Origin of the sequence: Domibacillus enclensis, from assembly GCF_900156125.1 — a bacterium.
GTDB classification, from domain to species: domain Bacteria; phylum Bacillota; class Bacilli; order Bacillales; family Domibacillaceae; genus Domibacillus; species Domibacillus enclensis.
The window spans coordinates 512,054-531,875 of record NZ_FTLX01000001.1 but is presented as its reverse complement, the minus strand read 5'-3'; the positions used below and the strand labels follow the sequence as shown (position 1 = coordinate 531,875).

Below are 19,822 nucleotides of genomic sequence, written 5' to 3'. Positions count from 1 at the left end.
AAAGCTTTTAAATCAATGATTGCAATCGCTTCCGTTCGGAAAAATCAAGAGGTCTTTTGTTTCATTATGCTCCATTTACAAAACCTTAACATTTTGTTAAAACCTTTTTAATACTCTTCCTTTATTGTATTCAGTGTAGCAAATAACAAAAAAACAAACTCGCAGGGGGAAATGAAGAAATGAAACCAGTTAAAGTTCTTTCGTTATCAGCACTACTAGGATCGGCGCTTGTACTAGGCGCATGCAGCGATGATGCTGAGACAGGAGCAACAACAGATGAAGGCACTGAAGGCGGCGGTGAGCAGCTTCAAGGCGAAATCGCAATTGACGGTTCATCAACTGTTTACCCAATCGCTGAAGCAGTAGCGGAAGAATTTATGCTTGAGCAGCCCGATGTACAGGTAACCGTTGGATTGTCTGGAACAGGCGGCGGTTTTGAAAAATTCATCGCTGGCGAAACACAATTCAGCAATGCATCACGTCCAATTAAAGATGAAGAATCACAAGCACTTGCAGACGCAGGTATTGAGTTCACTGAACTTCAGCTTGCATATGATGGCTTGTCGGTTGTTGTAAATAAAGATAATGACTGGGTAGACCAGTTAACAGTAGATGAATTGAAAAAAATGTGGGTGGACAACGGAACAGCCGTGAAATGGTCTGACGTACGCGAAGGCTGGCCGGAAGAAGAAATTAAATTCTACTCTCCTGGTACAGATTCCGGAACATATGACTACTTCAATGAAGTGATCCTGGAAGACGCACAAATTAACAAAACAGCGACACTTTCTGAAGATGACAACGTGCTTGTACAAGGGGTAACAGGAGATGCGAACGCAATTGGCTACTTCGGTTATGCGTACTACCTTGAAAACAAAGACAACATTAAAGTTGTGCCGATTGTAAACGAAGCGGGCGAGGCAGTTGAGCCGAACGCTGAGACAATTGAAAGCGGCGAATACGCTCCACTTTCACGTCCATTGTTCACATACGTAAGCAACGCAGCAATCGCTGATGAAGAAGCTGTTGCAGCTTACGCTCAGTTCACACTTGAAAATGCAGCAGCTCTTGCAGAAGATGTAGGCTACGTTTCCCTTCCTGAAGAAAAGTACACAGAGCAGCTTGAAACAATCGAAGGCTTGAAATAATCGTCACTGGATAGAAAAAGCGGATAAAGAACAAAATATACACCAATAGGGGCATCGCCCTCTATTGGTGTACGTGGGTTGAAAGGAGCAATCGGGTTGAAAACACCAAATCAAGATGTCAGTCCGGTTCAGCAGCTGCTTGAAAAAAAATATAATGGCGGCTTTTTGAACAGAAGAGAAAAAATCATTCCTATTGTATTATTCATTATGGCGGCCGTGTCCGTCCTGACGACAGTAGGGATTGTCTTAACACTTATTTTTGAAACAGTCACATTTTTTAAAGACGTGTCAATTGTTGAATTTTTCACAGCTACAGAATGGTATCCATTCTCTAACACAGATCCAGTATACGGCATTTGGCCGCTCGTACTCGGAACACTGAAAATCACGCTAATTGCTTCTCTTTTTGCTATTCCAATTGGTCTGGCAGTTGCGCTATACTTAAGTGAATACGCGAGCACCCGCACCCGCAAAATTATGAAGCCGATTTTGGAAGTGTTAGCAGGGGTTCCGACGATTGTGTATGGATTTTTTGCTTTAACCTTTATCACGCCGGTTTTACGGGAAATCTTCCCGTCATTAGAATTGTTTAACGCCATCAGCCCGGGGATTGTCGTAGGGATTATGATCATTCCGACCATTGTTTCTTTGTCAGAAGATGCCCTTTCCTCTGTACCGGAGCCAGTGCGCCACGGTGCTCTCGCGATGGGATCAACCAAATGGGAGACGGCTTCGAAAGTCATCTTTCCTGCGGCGTTATCCGGTATTCTTGCGTCCATCGTTCTCGGTGTTTCCCGCGCAATCGGTGAAACGATGATTGTATCAATTGCGGCCGGCTCAACGCCTTCAGCAGCACTTGATTTAACGTCATCGCTTCAAACAATGACGTCCTACATCGTTCAAGTTACAACGGGTGATGCAGGATTTGGGACGACTATTTATTACAGCATCTACTCAGTCGGCTTTACATTGTTTGTCTTTACTTTAGCGATGAACATGCTTGCCCAGTTCATCTCCAAGCGCTTCAGGGAGGAATACTGATGGAAAACACAGCAAGAGTAAAATCAGAAGAAATGGTTGGCCGCATCGATGGCCGTTTGATGAAAAACAAAGTAATCAAGGGAATCTTTTTAGCAGCAACTGCTTTTACAACGATTATTCTAATGGTTCTGCTTTACCGCATTATTTCCCAGGGTGCTCCTTATTTATCATGGGACTTTTTCCAAAATTTCGCTTCACGCCGTCCGGAACAAGCCGGCATTAAAGCAGCTGTTATCGGTACGATCTGGATGATGAGTGTTGTCATTCCAACTGCTGCGATTTTAGGAGTAGGGACGGCCATTTATTTAGAAGAGTATGCGAAGAAAAGTGCACTAACACGATGGATTCAAATGAATATTTCAAATCTTGCCGGCGTTCCTTCTGTTGTATTCGGTTTGCTTGGTTTGACGATTTTCGTTCGTGTTTTTGGCTTTGGCAATACGATTATTGCGGCCGGTTTTACGATGGCCTTGCTGGTTCTTCCAGTCGTGATCGTTGCTTCGCAGGAGGCGATTCGTGCGGTGCCGAATGAACTGAAAGAAGCTTCTTTTGGTCTTGGCGCCACGAAATGGCAGACGATTTACCGTGTCGTCCTTCCGTATGCGATTCCGGGAATTGCAACAGGGAGCATTTTGGCTTTTTCACGGGCCATCGGAGAAACCGCTCCGCTAATCGTCGTTGGAATTCCAACATTTGTTGCTTTCTTGCCGTCAGGGTATTTGGATCAGTTTACGGCGCTGCCGATGCAGATTTACAACTGGACAAGCCGGCCGCAAGTGGAATTCCACAATCTCGCAGCGGCAGGAATCATTATTCTGCTCGCAGTCCTCATCTTAATGAACTCTGTAGCGGTTTGGATTCGGAATCGTTTCCAGGCGAGATAATGTCTTTTGGAAATTGTTAGTGAAAATTTGGAGGTAATGAAAATGGCATTAACTGCTGTGAATTCTAAAAAGAAACCTGAAATGATGGAGCAGGAAGAACGGCTCGTTTACAATACAAAAAATTTAAATCTTTGGTATGGAGATCACCATGCCTTGAAAAACATAAACTTGGGCATTAAAGAAAAGGATGTAACAGCGATTATCGGTCCATCCGGCTGTGGTAAATCGACATACATCAAAACGTTGAACCGGATGATTGATCTTGTGCCGGGCGTGAAAACAAACGGAACGATTGAATACCGTGAACGTGATATTTTCAGCAAGGAGTTTCTTGTAGAAGAACTTCGTACACGCGTCGGCATGGTTTTCCAAAAGCCGAATCCGTTTCCGAAATCTATTTACGAAAACATTGCCTTCGGTTTGAAAATCCATGGCATTAAAAACAAGCAAATCATCAATGAAACAGTTGAAAAAAGCTTGCGTGGTGCTGCACTTTGGGATGAAGTAAAGGATCGGATTCACGAGCCGGCTTACGGATTATCCGGCGGTCAGCAACAGCGTCTTTGCATCGCCCGCTGTCTTGCTCTTGAGCCAGATGTGATCCTGATGGATGAACCGACATCGGCACTTGATCCTGTTTCAACACTGAAGGTAGAAGAGCTCATTCAAGAGCTGAAGGAAAGATACTCGATTATTATTGTGACACATAACATGCAGCAGGCAGCTCGGATTTCAGATAAAACTGCTTTCTTTTTAAATGGAGAAGTTGTGGAATTTGATTCTACCGATACGATCTTTAACAGCCCTGCAGACAGCCGTACAGACGATTATATTTCTGGACGGTTCGGATAAGAAAAAGCCGGCGCGGTGAGCGCCGGCTTTTCATATTCCATTGTAAAGCTTCCCTTTATTTTGTTAATACATCAGCAATGTTTTGAGCACTCATTCCTTTTTTCAGTTCGAATGAACCGACCTGGAGCTTGGCAGAGTACCCATTCTCCGTTAAAAATTGATTGAAGGCGGCAGCATCCGAAATCAAGCCAGCCGTCTTTAATTGAGTGGACACGTCATTTGATGTCATGCCGGCCGTGACCGAAATGGACACTGTATCAGCTTCAGGAACCGCCGTTCCTGCTTCCGGAGAGGAAGGCTTGGCAGGTGTCTCTGGAGCTGTCTCAGCCGTCTCTGATGGGGTCTCCTCGGCTTTTTGAATAATATACTGTTCAGCCTCTAGATGCTCAATCATTTCGTCAGTAGATAATTCAGCCTGCTCCACCGGCTCCATTTGCAGAAAAAGCCATAGAGCGGCAGCGGCAGTGAGGAGCCCAAAGCCGAATGAACGCATGGTTTGTTTATTCATCTTTTTTTCTCCGCTAGAATAGATTTTACTTGATCAAGTGTCAAAGAAGACTGAGCCGCAATTTGCGGGAGTGCAATTCCTTGCTGATCAAGAGAGACGACTTGATTAATTAAAATTTCATTTACAGGAACTGCGCGCTGTGGAGCATTTACTGACATGTCGCCTATCAGCAGCTCTTCTTCAATGATCTTTAATTTTTTTTGAATCTGGTAATTTTCCTGGAGCATTTTCATTGAAAGCTCCTCCAGTTCTTTCTCGATCCGGCGTTCCTTGTTAGGCAGGAAAAACGACACTAGAATAAAAGCGGCACCGGCACAAGCCAATCCGATGATCAATCCGTTCATACAAAATCTCCTTTAGGTTTTCTTTTGTATTTTATCACACAAGGGCTTGAGAAAGGCAATAGACTGCTAATTGCCGGTTGCTATTGAACGTGATACGATACTAGTAAGACTAGTTTCAGGAAAACTGCCAGACCGGGGTGATACATACTTGAATAAAAAAAACGAGCTCCATGCTATTTTTTTATCGAAAGACAGGCTTTATTGCAAATGGCGGCTTCAGCCTTTTCTTTTAAACGCTGCGTTCTATTGTGAACAGCCACTAAATCCAGAAGTGATGGACCTTCGGATATTTGACGTCACCGATATTCATTTTGACGGCACAAATGCTCACGCTGTCACATGTATGAAAATAGGCAGACAAGACAAAGACTGGACAATTAAAGGATTGAAAAAAGATCGTTCCTATATTTGTGAACTGGGGTACTTAACAAAAGACTTCACATTTTGGCCGATTTTGCAGTCACACCCGGTGCATACATCATATGAGTTCGATCACGGCTATATAGTTAAATTAAAAGCTGCGGAAGACTTTTATTATCACCGCACCGGCGTGCCGAACTGGGTGGAGCATCCGGATTGCCGGCAAACGAGCTAATCAGCTGAAGGAGGTAGGGAAATGAATCATTCTGTTTCAACGATTATTATGGCAAACGATCCCTTTAAGCCTCTGGCATTAGCTGGGGCAAAATCAAACAGCGAGGACATTAAGCGATTAATGGATGTTCATGGCCGGCTTCTTGTTCACGCCCACAATCAGCCGGCAGGAAAACCGCTTGTGGCGGTCGTTAATTTATTTACACTGGGCTGGTTGAATGGTGTCCGGGGAAAAATGGTCGTTAAGTCGTTTCTTGAGGATCAAAAGGAATTCGCCGCCACTGAACTCCTCATGCAGGCGAATGGCTCTTTTATTGAAGCGTTTCGCTCATTAATGAAAGAGCAGAAGCTCCTGCTGCTGCCGGTTTCGCTAAGTCAATTTCCTTTAACGGCTTATACGATAAAAGAAGCGGCAAAGGAGGACTTGCAGAGAACAGCCGTCTTATGGAAGGAGCTGTTCGGTTCAGCGCCAATATCCATTTGGCTTCCGCGCGGTGCCTTTACCGCTGGATTAGATGCTTTACTGCTTCAGGAGGGCTGCAAATGTGTGTTTTTGCCAGCCGGCGCTTTGCCTGACCGGGATCATGCGTCTTTTAAGGGAGTTTCTCCGCATGGACTTCCTGTTGTCACGTATAATGAGCCAGATGGGGAAATAAACAACCGAATCATCGCTTCAACTGCGTCATTCAGCGAGTTAATTTTTTCACTTTTCTCACAAAAGGATGGAGAAGCAGCGTTAGATTCAGCCATCCTTCGTTCTAGAACGGTTATTCAATTTCCATTCTGTTATGAAAACGTGGATGATCGTCCTCTTGCCACCCCTGAAGAGCTGCAGCGCTGTGAGACCGTTTTTGAATTAAAGAACGAGTGGACAGAAAAATGCGTCCAATCGATTTCCGAAGCAAGCAGTATTTTGGACGTCGAGTGGGCCTATTGTGTGTATGCCTCCTTTCATCAATTTGATGAAGAGCTAGCGGGCGCAGCCGACTCTCTTCGCTATTTGCTTGATGGGGCACGCAAGGATTTTCCAGATTTGGACTATGCCCATCAGAGATTGAGGCTGCATTATGGCATTCAGCTTTTCTCAGCAGGTGAGGTTCATCCTGTAGAACGGATGGACGGGGCAGTCTTATTAATAACGTGGGAGTACCCACCGAATATCATTGGCGGAATGGCGAGGCATGTCCACGGACTTGCGGAAGCACTCTCTTCATCGGGCCGTGATGTCATTGTTTTAACGGCTTCTCACCACGGATCGCCTGCGTTTGAAACGGCCGGAAATGTTCACATTTACCGGACAGGGCCTCTTCATCACGGAGAGCAGGACTTTTTAAAGCAGACGTCGGATTTGAACTTGTGCTTGTATCAAAAAGGAACAGAACTCATTGACAAACACGGAATTAAGCTCATTCATACACATGATTGGCTGACGGGAGACGCTGCTGCCCTTTTAGCGAAGCAGCATCAATTGCCCCTTATTTCAACCATTCACGCAACAGAGCATGGCCGCAACAATGGATTGCATAATGAACTGCAGCATGCGATTGCCCTAAAAGAGAAGGCATTAATTGCGGCATCTGATACGCTTATTGTTTGCAGCCAGCCGATGAAGGAAGAACTCCGTGTTTATTACGAAGCGGGCAAAAAAGACATTTTCGTCATCCCGAATGGTGTGGAATTTGAAGAAGTCTCGTCTCCGTTTACGCGCTTCAGCCATTTTCAGCCATTTGTTTTTTCAATTGGCCGAATGGTTTTTGAAAAAGGATTTCAAACCTTTTTTGATCTTCACTTAAAAAGCTTGAAAAAAGAAAATATTCAGTTTATTATAGCGGGTAAGGGTCCTTTACTTGAAACGTGGCGAGAAGAAGTAAACAGGCGGGGACTGCAGGATCGGCTTCACTTTGTCGGATACGTAAGTGACGAAGAACGAAGGGCGCTGCTGCAAACGTGCGAAGCAGCTGTTTTCCCCTCTCTTTATGAGCCGTTTGGCATTGTCGCCCTTGAAGCGATGGCCTTTCAAAAACCGGTCATTGCCGCTGCGACAGGAGGGTTGAAATCGTTTGTTCTTCATAAACAAACGGGTCTTTTGTTCGAAGCCGGAAATGCAGAGGATTTATCCGAAAAAATCGAGTTTGTTCTAGATGAACCGGAATATGCTGGGGAATTAGGGCGAAATGGATATGAAATGGCAAGGGAGCTTTACAGTTGGACACACATCAGTGCGCAGACAGAAAAAGTTTATGATCAAACCGTTTTTATTAAAAAAATGGAAGGGGTCCGCACATGATTGGTATTTTGTTAGCAGGAGGGCGTGGCAGACGTTTGCGCCCTTTAACTGACCGCATTCCGAAGCCAATGGTACCTTTGTTAAACAAGCCTTTATTGGAGTATAACTTGAATGTATTCAAAATGAGCGGTATTCGTGAAGTCATCATGACGGTTTGCTATAAAAAAGAATCGATTCAGCAATACGCTGGCTGCGGATACAAAAAAGGACTTCGAATCCAGTACATTGAAGAGCGGAGCCCGCTCGGTACAGCCGGCAGCTTGTTTGCTTCCGGTCAAGCATTTGAAGAAACATTGGCTGTTTTAAGCGGAGATGCATTGACAAATATACCGCTGCGTGAAGTGTACCAGTATCATAAACAAAAAAAAGCACGGGTTACCATCGTAACCGCTATTGTGGAGCATCCGGAGCAGTTCGGCATTTGCCTCGCAGACGAGGATGGCCGGCTGCTGACAATCATTGAAAAGCCGGAGGATCCATTTTTATGGACAAACCAGGTGAGTACGGGCATTTATTTAATTGAGCCGTCCCTTTTTAAAGACTACTCGTTTAAAGGGGATGTTGATTTTGCCAAAGACGTTTTTCCGGCGCTTTTGGAAAACGAAGAGCCCGTATACGTTTATGAAACGAATGCATACTGGCAGGACATTGGCACACATCGTGCGTATAAATTAGCAGAAAAACGGTTGAAGCGCGGCATTCCGGGAATCACCGGTCACCTGCAGCCTCATTACCCGTTATCAAGCGCATTTAATCCGTTCATTCTGCAAGAAAAAACAGGCCCCGTCGACCGATTTTCTTTGTCTTCACAGATGTTGAAAAAACAGGCTGGTATTTCTGACGAAAAGGTGCTATTATAGTAAAGTCGCAAATGACTTGAAAATAAGCGAGACAAGTTTGGAGGGAAAACACATGCGTGTAAACATTACATTAGCTTGCACTGAGAGCGGTGACCGTAACTATATCACAACTAAAAACAAACGTAACAACCCGGATCGTCTCGAGTTGAAAAAATACAGCCCGCGATTGAAAAAAGTGACAGTGCACCGCGAAACAAAGTAAGCAGCAGGAGACTTTCCTGCTGTTTTTTTCTTTTGAGGAGGACAAGATGGATAAAAAGCAGCTGAGAGCACAGGTGAAAGAAAAATTGGCCGTCATGGAAAAGACGGTTTACGAGCAAAAATGCTTTGACATTACAGCAAAATTGTATGCGCTTGCTGAATGGAAAGCAGCGAGTACAATTGCTCTTACCGTTTCCTCTTCTATCGAAGTGGATACGTGGCAGATTATTCGCTTTGCCTGGCTGAGCGGGAAAACGGTTTATGCACCAAAGTGCCGTCCTGATACGAAAAAAATGGATTTTTATCCATTAACGAATTTCGCTGATCTTGAAATGGTGTACGCTGGTTTATTTGAACCAAAGTCCCATCCTGCAAAAGCGATTAAAAAGGAAAAAATCGACCTGCTTATTGTTCCGGGTCTTGTATTTAACAGAGCAGGCTACCGCATCGGCTTTGGCGGAGGGTACTATGACCGGTTTTTAACAGACTTCACAGGGCAAACGATTTCACTGGCTTTCTCGTTTCAATTAAGCCGGTCTATTCCAGTAGAAGCATTTGATCTGCCTGTTCAGAAGATTGTGACGGAACAAGAAATCATCATTTGCTAAAGGCTGTTCTTCTTTCTTTACCGGTCACCTGAGTTCCGTTATAGTGGTATCTAATAAGACGGACGAAAGTAGTGATTTGATGACAATTGGAACGGATGTCATGTTTTGGCGTCTTGCTTATTTTCTTGTGGTGGAGCAGGAATACATATTGATTAAAATGAACCAGGAACGGAGCGAAATGGTTCTTGAGAATCGTGCTGTTAAAGAGGCTTCCTTTATTCGGCTGGTGAAAAAAGATCTGGGATGGGCAGTCGGTCTTGGCCAAGAAACAGAAAAATCGCTTTGGCTGGCCGAACGTTTTCGCAAGCAGACGGGGAAAAGAACCATCTCTATGCTGAATCTCATCGTTTCCCCCCATTTGCCGGTAGATGAATTTGACCGCTTTTTAAAGCCAGTTGAAAAAGGCAAAATAAAAGTCACTTCTTTTCTTTTTGCAGAAAAGGAGATCTCCACCCCCCTTCAGCAGCTGTCGGCATTTGTGTCTCCTGTCCCGGAAGAAAGTGATTTTATCAATGGCGCAGAGGATGAAGCGGCTGCGTACGAAAGAGCCGTGCTGTCGCATGAAGTGAAAAGAAAAGAAGAAGAAAAGCGCTTTTTTCACTATGGCAAGCCGTTCTTTACGTATCTTTTCACAGCTGTCAACATCCTGATGTTTTTGTTGATGACCGCAGCTGGAGGGAGCACTAATACCGATGTGCTTTTACAGTTTGGTGCGAAATTTAATCCGCTTATATTAGAAGGCGAGTGGTGGCGTTTTATTACGCCCGTTTTCCTGCATATTGGATTGCTGCATTTATTAATGAACTCGATGGCTTTATTCTATTTAGGGACCGCTGTAGAACAAATATACGGACGGATGCGATTTTTATGGATCTACCTTTTTTCAGGCTTTACGGGCAGTCTGCTCAGCTTCCTGCTTACACCGAATCTGTCTGCGGGTGCCAGCGGTGCAATCTTCGGCTTATTTGGTGCTTTGTTGTTTTTTGGTGTTACCAAGCCAAAGCTGTTTTTCCGGACAATGGGGATGAACATCCTTGTGGTCATTGGAATTAACCTTGCTTTTGGTTTTACCGTGCCGGGCATCGACAACGCCGGTCATATCGGCGGCCTGCTGGGCGGTTTTTTAGCAACAGGCATCGTTCATTTTCCGAAAAAGCGCCGTCCGCTTCAGCAGCTGCTTTTTTTAGCAGCAGCCTCGGCCGCGGTTGCGGCAGGGTTGATCTTCGGCTTCGGCCATGGCTATGCAGCAGTTGATGCACAATCGGTCAATATCCGTGCGGCAGAAGCCTTGAGCGAAGGAGATGACGAGAAAGCAGAACAGCTGCTGACCGAATTTGTGGAAGGCGGCGGGGAGCCGTCTGCTGAAACGCATTTTTATCTCGGGTACATTAAAATGGGTGCCGGTGAGCTGACGGAAGCACAAGATCATTTCAGCAATGCCATTGACCTGCGAAAAAACTTTCATGAGGCCTACTACAACCTTGCTCTTATATACGCGGACCAGGGAGATCGTGCTCAAGCAGTGAAAGCGGTCGAAAATGCGATAAGATACGAACCGGATGAACAAGTCTACCAAGAGCTATTAGACCGGTTGAATGAAGAGTAAAGGCAGGGAGTACAATGAGGACAATTTTTGATGTTCAGCAGCTGTTAAAGCGCTATGGTGTCTTTGTTTATATCGGCAATCGCGTAGCGGATTTGCAGCTGATGGAGCTTGAGCTAAAGCAGCTGTATCAGTCGCAGCTTGTTGAACCAAAGGAATACCAGATGGCGCTGCTTCTTTTGCGCCAGCAGATCGCAATTGAAAAAGAGAAAGAACAGGAGATGGAATGATGGCAGAAAAACGACTGGCTGCTTTTGACATTGGCGGCACATCGATTAAAATGGCTTTTCTTACAACTGAAGGAGATATTATCCGGAAATGGTCGATTCCGACCGACCGCTCAGATGGCGGCGTACGTGTAGTCGGGGATATTGCCCGTTCTTTTTATGCAGAACTGGCCGCAGACGGTTTGACGACAGTGGACGTGTTAGCAGCTGGTGTCGGGGCTCCGGGTCCTGCTGATCCGGTTGAAGGAACGATCTCGGGTGCGGTGAACATCGGGTGGCCCAACGGATATCCGCTGAAAAAGCTGCTTGAGGAAGCAATTGAGCTGCCGGTGTTTATCGAAAACGATGCAAATTGTGCAGCGCTTGGCGAAATGTGGCGGGGAGCAGGAAGCGGTGCAGGAGATGTCGTTTGTGTCACGCTCGGTACGGGCGTTGGCGGCGGCGTCGTGTCAAAAGGAATGATTATTACCGGTGTAAACGGTGCAGCCGGTGAGATTGGCCACATTACCGTCGTGCCGGAAAATGGCTTTTTATGCAATTGCGGAAAACGCGGCTGCCTAGAAACGGTCGCATCAGCAACAGGAATCGTTAATTTGTACAAACAAGAAGGAAAGGATGCGCCGGATGCCCGTACCGTGTTTGAACAAGCGGCGGCGGGCGAGGAAGCAGCCAAGCGGGTCATTGACCGCTGTGCCCATTACCTGGGTCTTGCGATTGGAAATATCGCCAACATCGTCAACCCGGCTAAAATTGTTGTAGGCGGTGGCGTGTCAGAAGCAGGAGATGCACTGCTCGTGCCACTTGAGCAGTACGTTAAAGCGTATACGTTCCCGCGGGCAATGGATGTTCTTTCGATTGAAAAAGCCCAGCTTGGAAACGATGCAGGCGTTATTGGCGCTGCGTATTTAGCCAAAGTTATGTCGGTTTAATAAGAAGAAAAGAAGGCTGATTTTTTGTCAGCCTTCTTTTTTATGAAACTTTTTCGTTTTAAGTGCGTATGTATGGTCATGTGGAATCGTCATGAACCTATTATAAAGACTTACTTTGGCATTCTGTTTGATTTTTTGTAAAAAAAGTATTAAGATTGTGAAAGGCAATTTACAATAGGTTAATGATGAATTAACCCCTGAACGTTGTTACAGATGTAACGAGGAGGCTGGAAGGATGAAAAGAACAATTCGCAGCAACATTTCGCTTATTGCTGTCGCTGTTTTGTTCTTATGGATGAAAACATATATCGTCTATAAAACAAGCTTTAACATGGACATTGAAAACTCGCTGCAGGAATTTATCCTGCTGATTAACCCGCTTAGCTTTATTATGCTGGCGATGGGCGTCGCTTTTTTCTTTAAAAGCGATAAGGTAAGAAACCGTTATTTACTCGGAATGAGCTTTTTCTTAAGCTTTTTACTTTTTGCTAACGTCGTATTTTACCGGTTCTTTAATGACTTTATTACGATGCCGCTTTTATTTCAAACAAGCAACTTTGCCGATCTTGGCAACAGTGTAACAGAAGAGTTTAACGTTGCTGACATCCTGTATTTTGCTGATGTCATTCTTTTATTTCTTCTGTTAAAATTCAAGCCATCGTTTGTGAAATTCCGCCCAATGTCAAAAATGAACCGCCGTGCTTACTTTTTATCCGCTGCCGCGCTTATGTTCTTAAACCTTGGACTGGCTGAGATCGAACGCCCTCAGCTGTTAACGAGAACATTTGACCGGGAAATGCTCGTGAAAAACATTGGTACGTTTAACTACCACATTTACGATATTTTCCTTCAGTCTAAATCGTCAGCTCAGCGTGCACTGGCAGACGGCAGTGAATTAACGGAAATCGAAAACTTCTCTGATGCCAATTATGCAGCGCCAAATGATGAATTATTTGGTGCAGCAAAAGGGAAAAACTTAATTATGGTATCTGTTGAATCCACTCAGTCCTTTGTCATGAACAATGAGGTCAACGGACAGGAAATCACGCCATTTTTAAATGATTTTGCGAAAGAAAGCTTGAACTTTACGAATTTCTATCACCAGACGGGCCAGGGCAAAACGTCTGATGCCGAATTTTTAACTGAAAACTCTTTATATCCATTGAGCCGGGGGGCTGTTTTCTTTACACATTCAGGCAACGAATACAATTCAATGGCTGAAAAGCTTGAAGAAAATGGCTACTTCTCAAATGCGATGCATGCGAACAATAAAAGCTTTTGGAATCGCGATATTATGTATGATGCCATCGGATATGAACGGTTTTATGATGTGAATGACTATGATGTAAATGAAGACAACAGTGTTAACTGGGGAATGAAGGATGAGCCGTTTTTCGAACAGTCGGTTGATCTGATGAAGGAGATGCAGCAGCCGTTTTATTCAAAAATGATCACGCTGACGAATCACCATCCATTCTATTATGATGAAGAAGATAAAATGATTGATGAGTTCAACTCAAATAGCGGGACACTGAACCGCTACTTCGTCACTGTGCGGTATACAGACGAAGCGTTAAAAACGTTTGTGGAAGATTTAAAAGAAGCAGGTCTTTATGAGAATTCAGTTATTGTCCTTTATGGGGATCATTACGGTATTTCAGAAAACCATAATGAGGCGATGGCTCAATACCTTGGCAAGGAAATCACGCCATATGAATCCGCTGAACTGCAAAAAGTGCCGTTTATGGTTCATATTCCTGGAGTGGACGGCCAGGAGATTTCGACAGTAGGCGGTCAGGTGGATGTTCGCCCGACGCTTCTACACCTTCTTGGCATTGATACAAAGGGCGACTTGCAATTTGGGCAGGATTTGCTGTCTGAAGACCATGAGAACTTCGCTGCCTTCCGTGACGGACGTTTTGTGACGGAAGATTATGTGTATGCAGGTGACGCATGCTGGGATAAAGCAACAGGGGAGCAGATTGATGCTTCTGCCTGCGCACCGTTTATTGAAAAGGCCGCAGCGGAATTAAATTATTCTGACCGTGTGATTTACGGTGACTTGCTCCGGTTTTACGATCCGGATTCAGCTTTGAAAGAACAGCCATAATAAAAACCGCCCTCGGGCGGTTTTTTTTGCATAAAAAAAGCACCCGAACGATGTCAGGTGCTTCTTTTAATGTGCTGCCGGATAGCCATGATTCAAGATGGTCATAATCGTGAACCAGCCAATAACACCAGCTGTGCCGAGACCGAAGAAAATGCCAAGCGGGTTTTTATTTTTCAGTGCACTGATCGTCGCGAATACTGCAAGAATAGCCGTAAGTGCAAAAATGATCGTTAAACCGTTCATCGTCCCAAACCCCTTTCTGAGCAAAAATCATACAGAACTATGTACGTACAAATACATTTTTATTGTATCGGTTTTTTGAATTTTTGTCGAGACTGAAAACGGATAATTCTTTTAACAAAAGCAATTTCCTGATACGATACAAAAGGACAATAAGAAAGGCGGAGATAAAATGGATTGGACACAATTGCCCCTGGGGCCGCTGCAAACAAACTGTTATGTGCTGTCACATGACTCGAAGTGCATCGTTTTTGATCCTGGTTCGGAAGGCGAGCAGCTTGTAGAGTGGCTGAATGAAAATAAACTGGAGCCGCTGGCCATTTTGCTGACACATGCGCATTTCGACCATATCGGTGCTGTGGGGAGCCTTAAACAAACGTTTAACATCCCGATTTATCTTCATGAAAAAGAGGAACAGTGGCTTGGAGATCCAACTTTAAACGGTTCCAGCCGTTTTGAAATGGGCACGATCACAGCCCCCGAGGCGGATATCCTTCTTGATGAGGAAACAGAGCTCACGGTTGGACCGTTTACGTTCCAGCTGCTTCATACACCGGGTCATTCTCCTGGCAGCATCTCGTATTATTTCGCAGAAGGCGGCGCGTTGTTTGCTGGTGATACATTGTTTATGGGCAGCATAGGGCGAACAGACCTGCCCGGCGGCAGCCATGAACAGCTGCTCGACAGCATTCACGGCAAACTGATGTCATTGCCGGAAGAAACGATTGTGCTGCCCGGACACGGTCCTGCCACGTCGATCATTTCAGAGATGGACAGCAACCCCTTTTTAAACGGATTTTAAAAAAAGAGAACGCCAAAGCGGCGTTCTCTTTTTTTAGCCTGTATACTTCATCATCTGCTTTTTCTTTGTTAAGCTTCTTAACTTTTCGGGATTGTAACCGACTACGAGAGCTTCGCCGTCAGTCAGAATCGGGCGGCGCAGCAATTTAGGTTCTTTAATGAGCAAATCGACAACAGCGGACAGTGGCATGTCCTCCACTTCGATCTGCAATGCTTTAAATGTACTGCTGCGGGTAGCCAGCAATTCGTCAAGGCCATCGGACGTCATGGATAGAAGCGTTAGCAGCTCCTCCTTAGTTGGCGTTTCACGAAACAGGTGACGCTCATTGACATCAACAGAATGAGCAGACAGCCATTTTTTTGTTTTTCTGCAGGAAGTGCAGCTCGGATACGTAAAAAAAGTAACGGTAGACATTTGGTTGTCCCCTTTCTTTTTATCTTAAATAAACTATACAATACTTATACAACAATTGTACAGCTTTTAGTCATTGAAATGTGAATATTTTCGTAACACATAAAAAAGTATGACTTTTATCATTTTTCACCATAGAGTTGTTGCTTATAATAAATAAAAAAAGACGGGGTGATTGTAATGAATATGACGTTAAAAATAACTGGTACACTTGCAGATCCTACACGGTACAGCATATATGAATACATCTTAAAAAAATCATCCGAAATCACCGTGCAGGACGTGGCTTCGGAATTCGGTATTCATCCAAATGTAGCGCGGCTTCACTTAACGAAGCTTGAGGATGTTGAGCTGATCTATTCCTTTTTGCATAAAACAGGGAAGGGTGGCCGGCCGGGGAAAGTGTACAAGGCCGCTGAAAAAGCCATTCAGCTTTCGTTTCCACACCGGGATTACCAGCTTTTATCAAACGTTTTGCTTGACGCTGTTTATGTATTAGGAGAAGAAGGAGTGAAGCGGGCAGAAGCGGCAGCTGAAAAAGCAGGGCAGCGAGCTGTTGATGCAGAAGGCCGGCTTGCTCCACAGCATTTGTCCTATGAAGAAAAAGCTCATTTGTTAAACGAACTGGCCGCAAGAGTCGGATATGTTCCAAAGGTGGTGGAAGAGGAAGGAAAAGTGATCGTGGAATTTGTTATTTATAATTGTCCGTTTAAAGAGCTGCTGACCGATCAGGCTGAGCTCACATGCCGCATTCACAAAGCGTTTCTAACAGGAGTGCTGGCGTCCTTATTCGGCGACATGCTTCTGGACCAAAAAACAGCAATGACCGATGGCTGCAAGGAATGTGCGTATCAGGCAATTGTCACAAACTGATTGAAAGAAACGTTTACAATTCTGTATCTGTTCCTTTATAATATGATATTGATGGAGTAAGTCCATAAAGGGGGGATACATAATGGATCGGATGTTTCGCGTAATGGCATTCTGGACTGGGATTTTTGCATTAATGTTTTATCTCGGCCACATGAATATTACCGCTTTGCTTTTCCTCGGCCAAACTGGATTTTTCTTGTTATTAGGGTATTTACGTCTTTCTGAGCGCATGTACATTTACGTTTTTGGTGCATACTTGACCGTTTTCTTTGCAGGCTTTACATATTGGTCAACGTTCATGATGACGCCAGGAAGCGGCGGACATTAAGATCACCCGAAACCTTTAAAGCAAATGCTTTAAAGGTTTTTTTGTTAAGATTTTGTAAAGTTGTGAAAAAATGATGAAATAGTCAGAAATTTGTAGTATGATCATTTTGGAAAGAAGGTGATGGTTTGCAGGCAGAACAAAAAATCGTTCAGATGCTCACTGCAGCGGTCGCCGTTCAAGCGACTGATATTCATTTAATGCCGAAAGCCAATGGGTATTTAATGAAAATGCGTTCAGGCGGTGTCCTGTCAAAAAGTGAATCTTTTTCAATCCGTGAAGGAGAACGGCTGATCGCGTACTTGAAATTCACTGCATCGATGGACATCGGCGAAAAAAGAAAACCTCAAAGCGGCTCCTTTCGCCAAATCGTGAATGGCCTCCCGTTATCTCTGCGTATTTCAACACTTCCAGCTGTGCCTCACAAAGAAAGCCTTGTGATCCGCATCCTGCCTCAGGAACATGTACCACATTTATCCGAACTCACTCTTTTTCCTTATTCTGCATCCAAATTAACCGCCTTATTAGCGCAGCCAACCGGTTTAATCCTCCTCAGCGGTCCGACTGGAAGTGGTAAATCAACCACACTTTACTCCATGGTTCAGCATTGTGCCTCCGTTCTCAACAAACATGTCATCACACTTGAAGACCCAGTTGAAAAACAACAGGACGCTTTTGTCCAAATACAAGTGAATGAAAAAGCGGGCATCACCTACGCAACTGGCTTAAAGGCGATTTTGCGCCACGATCCGGATGTGATTATGGTCGGCGAGATCCGGGACGAAGAAACAGCCCGGGCGGCTGTAAAAAGTGCCTTGACCGGCCATTTGGTTTTATCGACAATTCATGCGCGCGATTCAGCCGGCGTGATTGGCCGGCTGGTGGAATTAGGTGTATCCAGACATGAAATCCATCAGACGATTACGGGCATCACTGCACAGCGGCTCGTCCGGCTTTGCTGCCCGTCGTGCGGTTCAGTGTGCCAGCCAGATTGCACGCAGGAAACGAGGCAGGCGATCGTTTGTGAGCTTTTAGCCGGCGAGGAACTGCTGCGCGCTGTAAAGGAGGTGACCGGCCACAGTGAGGGAGAGCGGCGTCAAACGTTAAAGAATGAACTTCGAAAGGGGGTCGCCTATGGCTTCATCGCGAGTGAAGAATGGACTCGCTGGCATGCTGGCGAAGCGGATATCAGCCAAAAACAGCGCTGACTTCATAAAAAGACTCGGTGAAATGATGGAAAAAGGGTTCACCATTGGAGACGCAGTCGATTTTTTAATGCTCAATGTTCCCGGTGTCAGCAAAAAACAAGCGGAGGCCATTCAAAACAATCTTCAAAACGGAACCCCTTTACATGAAATCCTGCCTATTTTGCAAGTTCCTTCGATTATTTGTCTTCAAGTGTTTTTTGCTGAACGGCACGGAAATGTTCAAGAAACGCTCATTCATGCGGGAACCCAGTGGGAAAAAGCAGAACAGTCAAAACAAGAGCTGATTCGGCTTTTGCAGTATCCGGTTTTCCTGCTCGGCTTGCTTGTGATCCTCCTGGCTGTGTTAAACACGTTCGTTCTTCCTCAGTTTCGTGATCTTCATGCATCAATGGGCTACGAGCCAGCAGGAATGATCGCCGTTTTGCTTTTTTTCCTGCAATGGGCTCCTCCAATCATTCTCCTAGCTTTGCCTGTTATAGCAGGAGGCTTCCTTTTTCTCTACACACGTTATAAACTTCTCGCGCCGCAAAAGAAAGCCAATATGCTTTCAAACATTCCGTATATCCGTTCCTTTTTCCAATTGTATTTCACCCGATTGTTCGCCCGGGAAGCCGCCCAGCTACTGAATAGCGGTTTTGCGGTGAATGAAATGCTGCACGTGTTTGAACAGCAGACGATTTACCCGATGCTGCAGGCCGTTTCCAAAAAAATTAATGTGCAGCTCCTAGAGGGCGAAACATTGCAGGAAGCCATTTCACGAATTTCCTGGTTTGATCATAAGTTATCTGCACTGATCGGACATGGTGGCGCAAGTGGAAAGACAGGAGAAGAATTACTGCTGTACGCCGGCTTTTGCGACCGGCTCGTTGAAGACAAAATTAAAAAGATAACGGGCGTTATTCAGCCGGCTGTTTTTTTAATCATCGGAACGATCGTCATGGCTGTTTATTTATCTGTGATGCTACCGATGTTTGAAATGATCGGCACGGTTTAAAAAAAGGAGGATAAAATAATGAAAAAATATATTCAAAATGAGCGCGGTTTTACGCTGATCGAAATGATGATTGTCCTGCTTGTTATTACAGTGCTTCTTTTCATTGCGATTCCGAATGTAGCCAAACAAAGCAAAAATATCAATGCAAAGGGCTGTGACGCATTTGTTCACATGGTCCAGGGCCAGGTGCAGGCGTATCGAATTGATACCGGATCAACGCCATCAACCATTCAAGAGCTGGTCACAGGGGAGTATTTACGGGACGATGAGACGGCATGTCCGGGCGGGGGCACTATTTCGATCGATGCAGAGGGTGTTGTGTCAGCCGGCGGTGCGTAAAGAGTCAGGCTTCACGCTGCTCGAAATGATGGTGGTACTATGCGTGTTTATGGTTTGTCTTGCCGCTGCTCTCATTCCACTTCGAACGACGGTCAGTGCGGTGAATGACCGCCAGTTTTTTCAGCAGGTGGAACGGGATCTGTTTGCTGCACAAGCGTATGCCATTGCAAAAAACAAAAATATCGCGGTTGATTTTTTCGAAAATGGAACGAATTACTATCATATTTATACGTACGATAGTGCAAGAAAAACAATTGAAAAGCGTGAGATCCCTTCGCGTTTCAAATGGGATGCCCGAACTGCAGGAACCATTGTTTTTTTAAGAAAAGGAACAGTGAGCCGAACGGGCTCCATCTTTTTTGCCACACAGGAAAAAACAACCAGACTTATCTTTTTAATTGGAAGGGGGCGGTTTTATTTTACATCTGAATGAA

General features: G+C 44.9%; 24 protein-coding genes. 20 read left to right on the top strand and 4 right to left on the bottom strand.

Going from position 1 to position 19,822, the window contains the following annotated elements; genetic code table 11:
- Window positions 1-179: 179 nt before the first annotated feature.
- From BW952_RS02730 to pstB, 4 genes are all read left to right on the top strand, one after another.
- The gene (locus tag BW952_RS02730) at window positions 180-1,148 is read left to right on the top strand and encodes a PstS family phosphate ABC transporter substrate-binding protein (RefSeq protein ID WP_045850982.1); all 969 of its coding nucleotides are present in this window, start codon (window positions 180-182) and stop codon (window positions 1,146-1,148) included.
- 207 nt (window positions 1,149-1,355) lie between these two features.
- Window positions 1,356-2,189, top strand: a complete 834-nt coding sequence (gene pstC, locus BW952_RS02725; RefSeq protein WP_414735804.1) for a phosphate ABC transporter permease subunit PstC — start codon at window positions 1,356-1,358, stop codon at window positions 2,187-2,189.
- Complete coding sequence (gene pstA / locus BW952_RS02720; protein ID WP_045850980.1) at window positions 2,189-3,073, top strand: phosphate ABC transporter permease PstA; 885 nt, start codon at window positions 2,189-2,191, stop codon at window positions 3,071-3,073. Before pstC ends, pstA begins: the two co-directional genes overlap by 1 nt.
- 42 nt (window positions 3,074-3,115) lie before the next feature.
- Window positions 3,116-3,925 carry a phosphate ABC transporter ATP-binding protein PstB gene (pstB, locus tag BW952_RS02715; protein WP_094031933.1) on the top strand — a complete coding sequence of 270 codons (810 nt, stop codon included), beginning with the start codon at window positions 3,116-3,118 and terminating at the stop codon, window positions 3,923-3,925.
- Window positions 3,926-3,980: 55 nt separating this feature from the next.
- Here the strand turns inward: pstB and BW952_RS19115 are convergent, their stop codons facing one another.
- Together BW952_RS19115 and BW952_RS02705 are read right to left on the bottom strand one after the other, a co-directional pair.
- A complete protein-coding gene (locus BW952_RS19115) occupies window positions 3,981-4,433 on the bottom strand; it encodes an endolytic transglycosylase MltG (protein WP_045850978.1) in 453 nt (150 codons plus the stop codon).
- On the bottom strand, window positions 4,430-4,777 hold the full coding sequence (locus BW952_RS02705; RefSeq protein ID WP_045850977.1) for a hypothetical protein: 348 nt from the start codon (window positions 4,775-4,777) through the stop codon (window positions 4,430-4,432). The genes BW952_RS19115 and BW952_RS02705 overlap by 4 nt, the downstream gene beginning before the upstream one ends.
- A gap of 148 nt (window positions 4,778-4,925) precedes the next feature.
- Between BW952_RS02705 and BW952_RS02700 the strand changes: the two genes are divergently transcribed.
- The 9 genes from BW952_RS02700 (at window position 4,926) to BW952_RS02660 (ending at window position 14,196) form a co-directional block, all read left to right on the top strand.
- Complete coding sequence (locus tag BW952_RS02700; RefSeq protein ID WP_045850976.1) at window positions 4,926-5,372, top strand: DUF4912 domain-containing protein; 447 nt, start codon at window positions 4,926-4,928, stop codon at window positions 5,370-5,372.
- A 21-nt stretch (window positions 5,373-5,393) separates the two neighbouring features.
- Complete coding sequence (locus tag BW952_RS19110; RefSeq protein WP_052698455.1) at window positions 5,394-7,658, top strand: glycosyltransferase; 2,265 nt, start codon at window positions 5,394-5,396, stop codon at window positions 7,656-7,658.
- Window positions 7,655-8,518: a nucleotidyltransferase family protein gene (locus BW952_RS02690; protein ID WP_052698454.1), complete on the top strand. Its 864-nt coding sequence runs from the start codon at window positions 7,655-7,657 to the stop codon at window positions 8,516-8,518. Before BW952_RS19110 ends, BW952_RS02690 begins: the two co-directional genes overlap by 4 nt.
- A gap of 52 nt (window positions 8,519-8,570) precedes the next feature.
- Entirely contained in the window at window positions 8,571-8,720 is a 150-nt protein-coding gene (rpmG, locus tag BW952_RS02685; RefSeq protein ID WP_045850975.1) for a 50S ribosomal protein L33, read from the top strand.
- Window positions 8,721-8,766: 46 nt separating this feature from the next.
- A complete protein-coding gene (locus BW952_RS02680; RefSeq protein WP_045850974.1) occupies window positions 8,767-9,327 on the top strand; it encodes a 5-formyltetrahydrofolate cyclo-ligase in 561 nt (186 codons plus the stop codon).
- Between the two features lie 79 nt (window positions 9,328-9,406).
- Window positions 9,407-10,933 (top strand): rhomboid family intramembrane serine protease, encoded by a 1,527-nt coding sequence (locus BW952_RS02675; protein WP_045850973.1) that lies wholly within the window; start codon window positions 9,407-9,409, stop codon window positions 10,931-10,933.
- Between the two features lie 14 nt (window positions 10,934-10,947).
- Window positions 10,948-11,160 carry a YqgQ family protein gene (locus BW952_RS02670; RefSeq protein WP_045850972.1) on the top strand — a complete coding sequence of 71 codons (213 nt, stop codon included), beginning with the start codon at window positions 10,948-10,950 and terminating at the stop codon, window positions 11,158-11,160.
- Window positions 11,160-12,086 carry an ROK family glucokinase gene (locus BW952_RS02665; protein ID WP_045850971.1) on the top strand — a complete coding sequence of 309 codons (927 nt, stop codon included), beginning with the start codon at window positions 11,160-11,162 and terminating at the stop codon, window positions 12,084-12,086. The genes BW952_RS02670 and BW952_RS02665 overlap by 1 nt, the downstream gene beginning before the upstream one ends.
- A 235-nt stretch (window positions 12,087-12,321) precedes the next feature.
- The gene (locus tag BW952_RS02660) at window positions 12,322-14,196 is read left to right on the top strand and encodes an LTA synthase family protein (RefSeq protein ID WP_045850970.1); all 1,875 of its coding nucleotides are present in this window, start codon (window positions 12,322-12,324) and stop codon (window positions 14,194-14,196) included.
- A 66-nt stretch (window positions 14,197-14,262) separates the two neighbouring features.
- Here the strand turns inward: BW952_RS02660 and BW952_RS02655 are convergent, their stop codons facing one another.
- A complete protein-coding gene (locus tag BW952_RS02655; protein ID WP_045850969.1) occupies window positions 14,263-14,439 on the bottom strand; it encodes a DUF2759 domain-containing protein in 177 nt (58 codons plus the stop codon).
- A gap of 169 nt (window positions 14,440-14,608) precedes the next feature.
- Here BW952_RS02655 and BW952_RS02650 point away from each other — a divergent pair, with 169 nt between their 5' ends.
- Window positions 14,609-15,238 carry an MBL fold metallo-hydrolase gene (locus tag BW952_RS02650; protein ID WP_045850968.1) on the top strand — a complete coding sequence of 210 codons (630 nt, stop codon included), beginning with the start codon at window positions 14,609-14,611 and terminating at the stop codon, window positions 15,236-15,238.
- Between the two features lie 33 nt (window positions 15,239-15,271).
- Here BW952_RS02650 and BW952_RS02645 read toward each other — a convergent pair whose 3' ends face one another.
- Window positions 15,272-15,652 (bottom strand): Spx/MgsR family RNA polymerase-binding regulatory protein, encoded by a 381-nt coding sequence (locus tag BW952_RS02645; protein WP_045850967.1) that lies wholly within the window; start codon window positions 15,650-15,652, stop codon window positions 15,272-15,274.
- A gap of 177 nt (window positions 15,653-15,829) precedes the next feature.
- On the opposite strand from BW952_RS02645, the gene BW952_RS02640 reads away from it, so the two are divergent.
- The 6 genes from BW952_RS02640 (at window position 15,830) to comGD (ending at window position 19,821) form a co-directional block, all read left to right on the top strand.
- Window positions 15,830-16,522, top strand: a complete 693-nt coding sequence (locus tag BW952_RS02640) for a helix-turn-helix transcriptional regulator (RefSeq protein WP_045850966.1) — start codon at window positions 15,830-15,832, stop codon at window positions 16,520-16,522.
- An 82-nt stretch (window positions 16,523-16,604) separates the two neighbouring features.
- Window positions 16,605-16,850 (top strand): DUF2626 domain-containing protein, encoded by a 246-nt coding sequence (locus BW952_RS02635; RefSeq protein WP_045850965.1) that lies wholly within the window; start codon window positions 16,605-16,607, stop codon window positions 16,848-16,850.
- 125 nt (window positions 16,851-16,975) lie between these two features.
- Window positions 16,976-18,055, top strand: coding sequence for a competence type IV pilus ATPase ComGA (gene comGA, locus BW952_RS02630; protein ID WP_231581386.1), 1,080 nt, complete (start codon window positions 16,976-16,978; stop codon window positions 18,053-18,055).
- On the top strand, window positions 17,982-19,049 hold the full coding sequence (gene comGB / locus BW952_RS02625; RefSeq protein ID WP_076496174.1) for a competence type IV pilus assembly protein ComGB: 1,068 nt from the start codon (window positions 17,982-17,984) through the stop codon (window positions 19,047-19,049). Before comGA ends, comGB begins: the two co-directional genes overlap by 74 nt.
- Before the next feature lie 15 nt (window positions 19,050-19,064).
- Window positions 19,065-19,388: a competence type IV pilus major pilin ComGC gene (gene comGC, locus BW952_RS02620; RefSeq protein WP_231581390.1), complete on the top strand. Its 324-nt coding sequence runs from the start codon at window positions 19,065-19,067 to the stop codon at window positions 19,386-19,388.
- Window positions 19,354-19,821, top strand: coding sequence for a competence type IV pilus minor pilin ComGD (comGD, locus tag BW952_RS02615; protein ID WP_169714077.1), 468 nt, complete (start codon window positions 19,354-19,356; stop codon window positions 19,819-19,821). The genes comGC and comGD overlap by 35 nt, the downstream gene beginning before the upstream one ends.
- Window position 19,822: the final 1 nt, after the last annotated feature.

Coding starts and splice junctions, on each gene's coding strand:
- BW952_RS02730 (WP_045850982.1), top strand. CDS start 180: ATGAAACCAGTTAAAGTTCTTTCGTTATCAGCACTACTAGGATCGGCG.
- pstC (WP_414735804.1), top strand. CDS start 1,356: ATGGCGGCCGTGTCCGTCCTGACGACAGTAGGGATTGTCTTAACACTT.
- pstA (WP_045850980.1), top strand. CDS start 2,189: ATGGAAAACACAGCAAGAGTAAAATCAGAAGAAATGGTTGGCCGCATC.
- pstB (WP_094031933.1), top strand. CDS start 3,116: ATGGCATTAACTGCTGTGAATTCTAAAAAGAAACCTGAAATGATGGAG.
- BW952_RS19115 (WP_045850978.1), bottom strand. CDS start 4,433: ATGAATAAACAAACCATGCGTTCATTCGGCTTTGGGCTCCTCACTGCC.
- BW952_RS02705 (WP_045850977.1), bottom strand. CDS start 4,777: ATGAACGGATTGATCATCGGATTGGCTTGTGCCGGTGCCGCTTTTATT.
- BW952_RS19110 (WP_052698455.1), top strand. CDS start 5,394: ATGAATCATTCTGTTTCAACGATTATTATGGCAAACGATCCCTTTAAG.
- BW952_RS02690 (WP_052698454.1), top strand. CDS start 7,655: ATGATTGGTATTTTGTTAGCAGGAGGGCGTGGCAGACGTTTGCGCCCT.
- rpmG (WP_045850975.1), top strand. CDS start 8,571: ATGCGTGTAAACATTACATTAGCTTGCACTGAGAGCGGTGACCGTAAC.
- BW952_RS02680 (WP_045850974.1), top strand. CDS start 8,767: ATGGATAAAAAGCAGCTGAGAGCACAGGTGAAAGAAAAATTGGCCGTC.
- BW952_RS02675 (WP_045850973.1), top strand. CDS start 9,407: ATGACAATTGGAACGGATGTCATGTTTTGGCGTCTTGCTTATTTTCTT.
- BW952_RS02670 (WP_045850972.1), top strand. CDS start 10,948: ATGAGGACAATTTTTGATGTTCAGCAGCTGTTAAAGCGCTATGGTGTC.
- BW952_RS02665 (WP_045850971.1), top strand. CDS start 11,160: ATGGCAGAAAAACGACTGGCTGCTTTTGACATTGGCGGCACATCGATT.
- BW952_RS02660 (WP_045850970.1), top strand. CDS start 12,322: ATGAAAAGAACAATTCGCAGCAACATTTCGCTTATTGCTGTCGCTGTT.
- BW952_RS02655 (WP_045850969.1), bottom strand. CDS start 14,439: ATGAACGGTTTAACGATCATTTTTGCACTTACGGCTATTCTTGCAGTA.
- BW952_RS02650 (WP_045850968.1), top strand. CDS start 14,609: ATGGATTGGACACAATTGCCCCTGGGGCCGCTGCAAACAAACTGTTAT.
- BW952_RS02645 (WP_045850967.1), bottom strand. CDS start 15,652: ATGTCTACCGTTACTTTTTTTACGTATCCGAGCTGCACTTCCTGCAGA.
- BW952_RS02640 (WP_045850966.1), top strand. CDS start 15,830: ATGAATATGACGTTAAAAATAACTGGTACACTTGCAGATCCTACACGG.
- BW952_RS02635 (WP_045850965.1), top strand. CDS start 16,605: ATGGATCGGATGTTTCGCGTAATGGCATTCTGGACTGGGATTTTTGCA.
- comGB (WP_076496174.1), top strand. CDS start 17,982: ATGGCTTCATCGCGAGTGAAGAATGGACTCGCTGGCATGCTGGCGAAG.
- comGD (WP_169714077.1), top strand. CDS start 19,354: ATGCAGAGGGTGTTGTGTCAGCCGGCGGTGCGTAAAGAGTCAGGCTTC.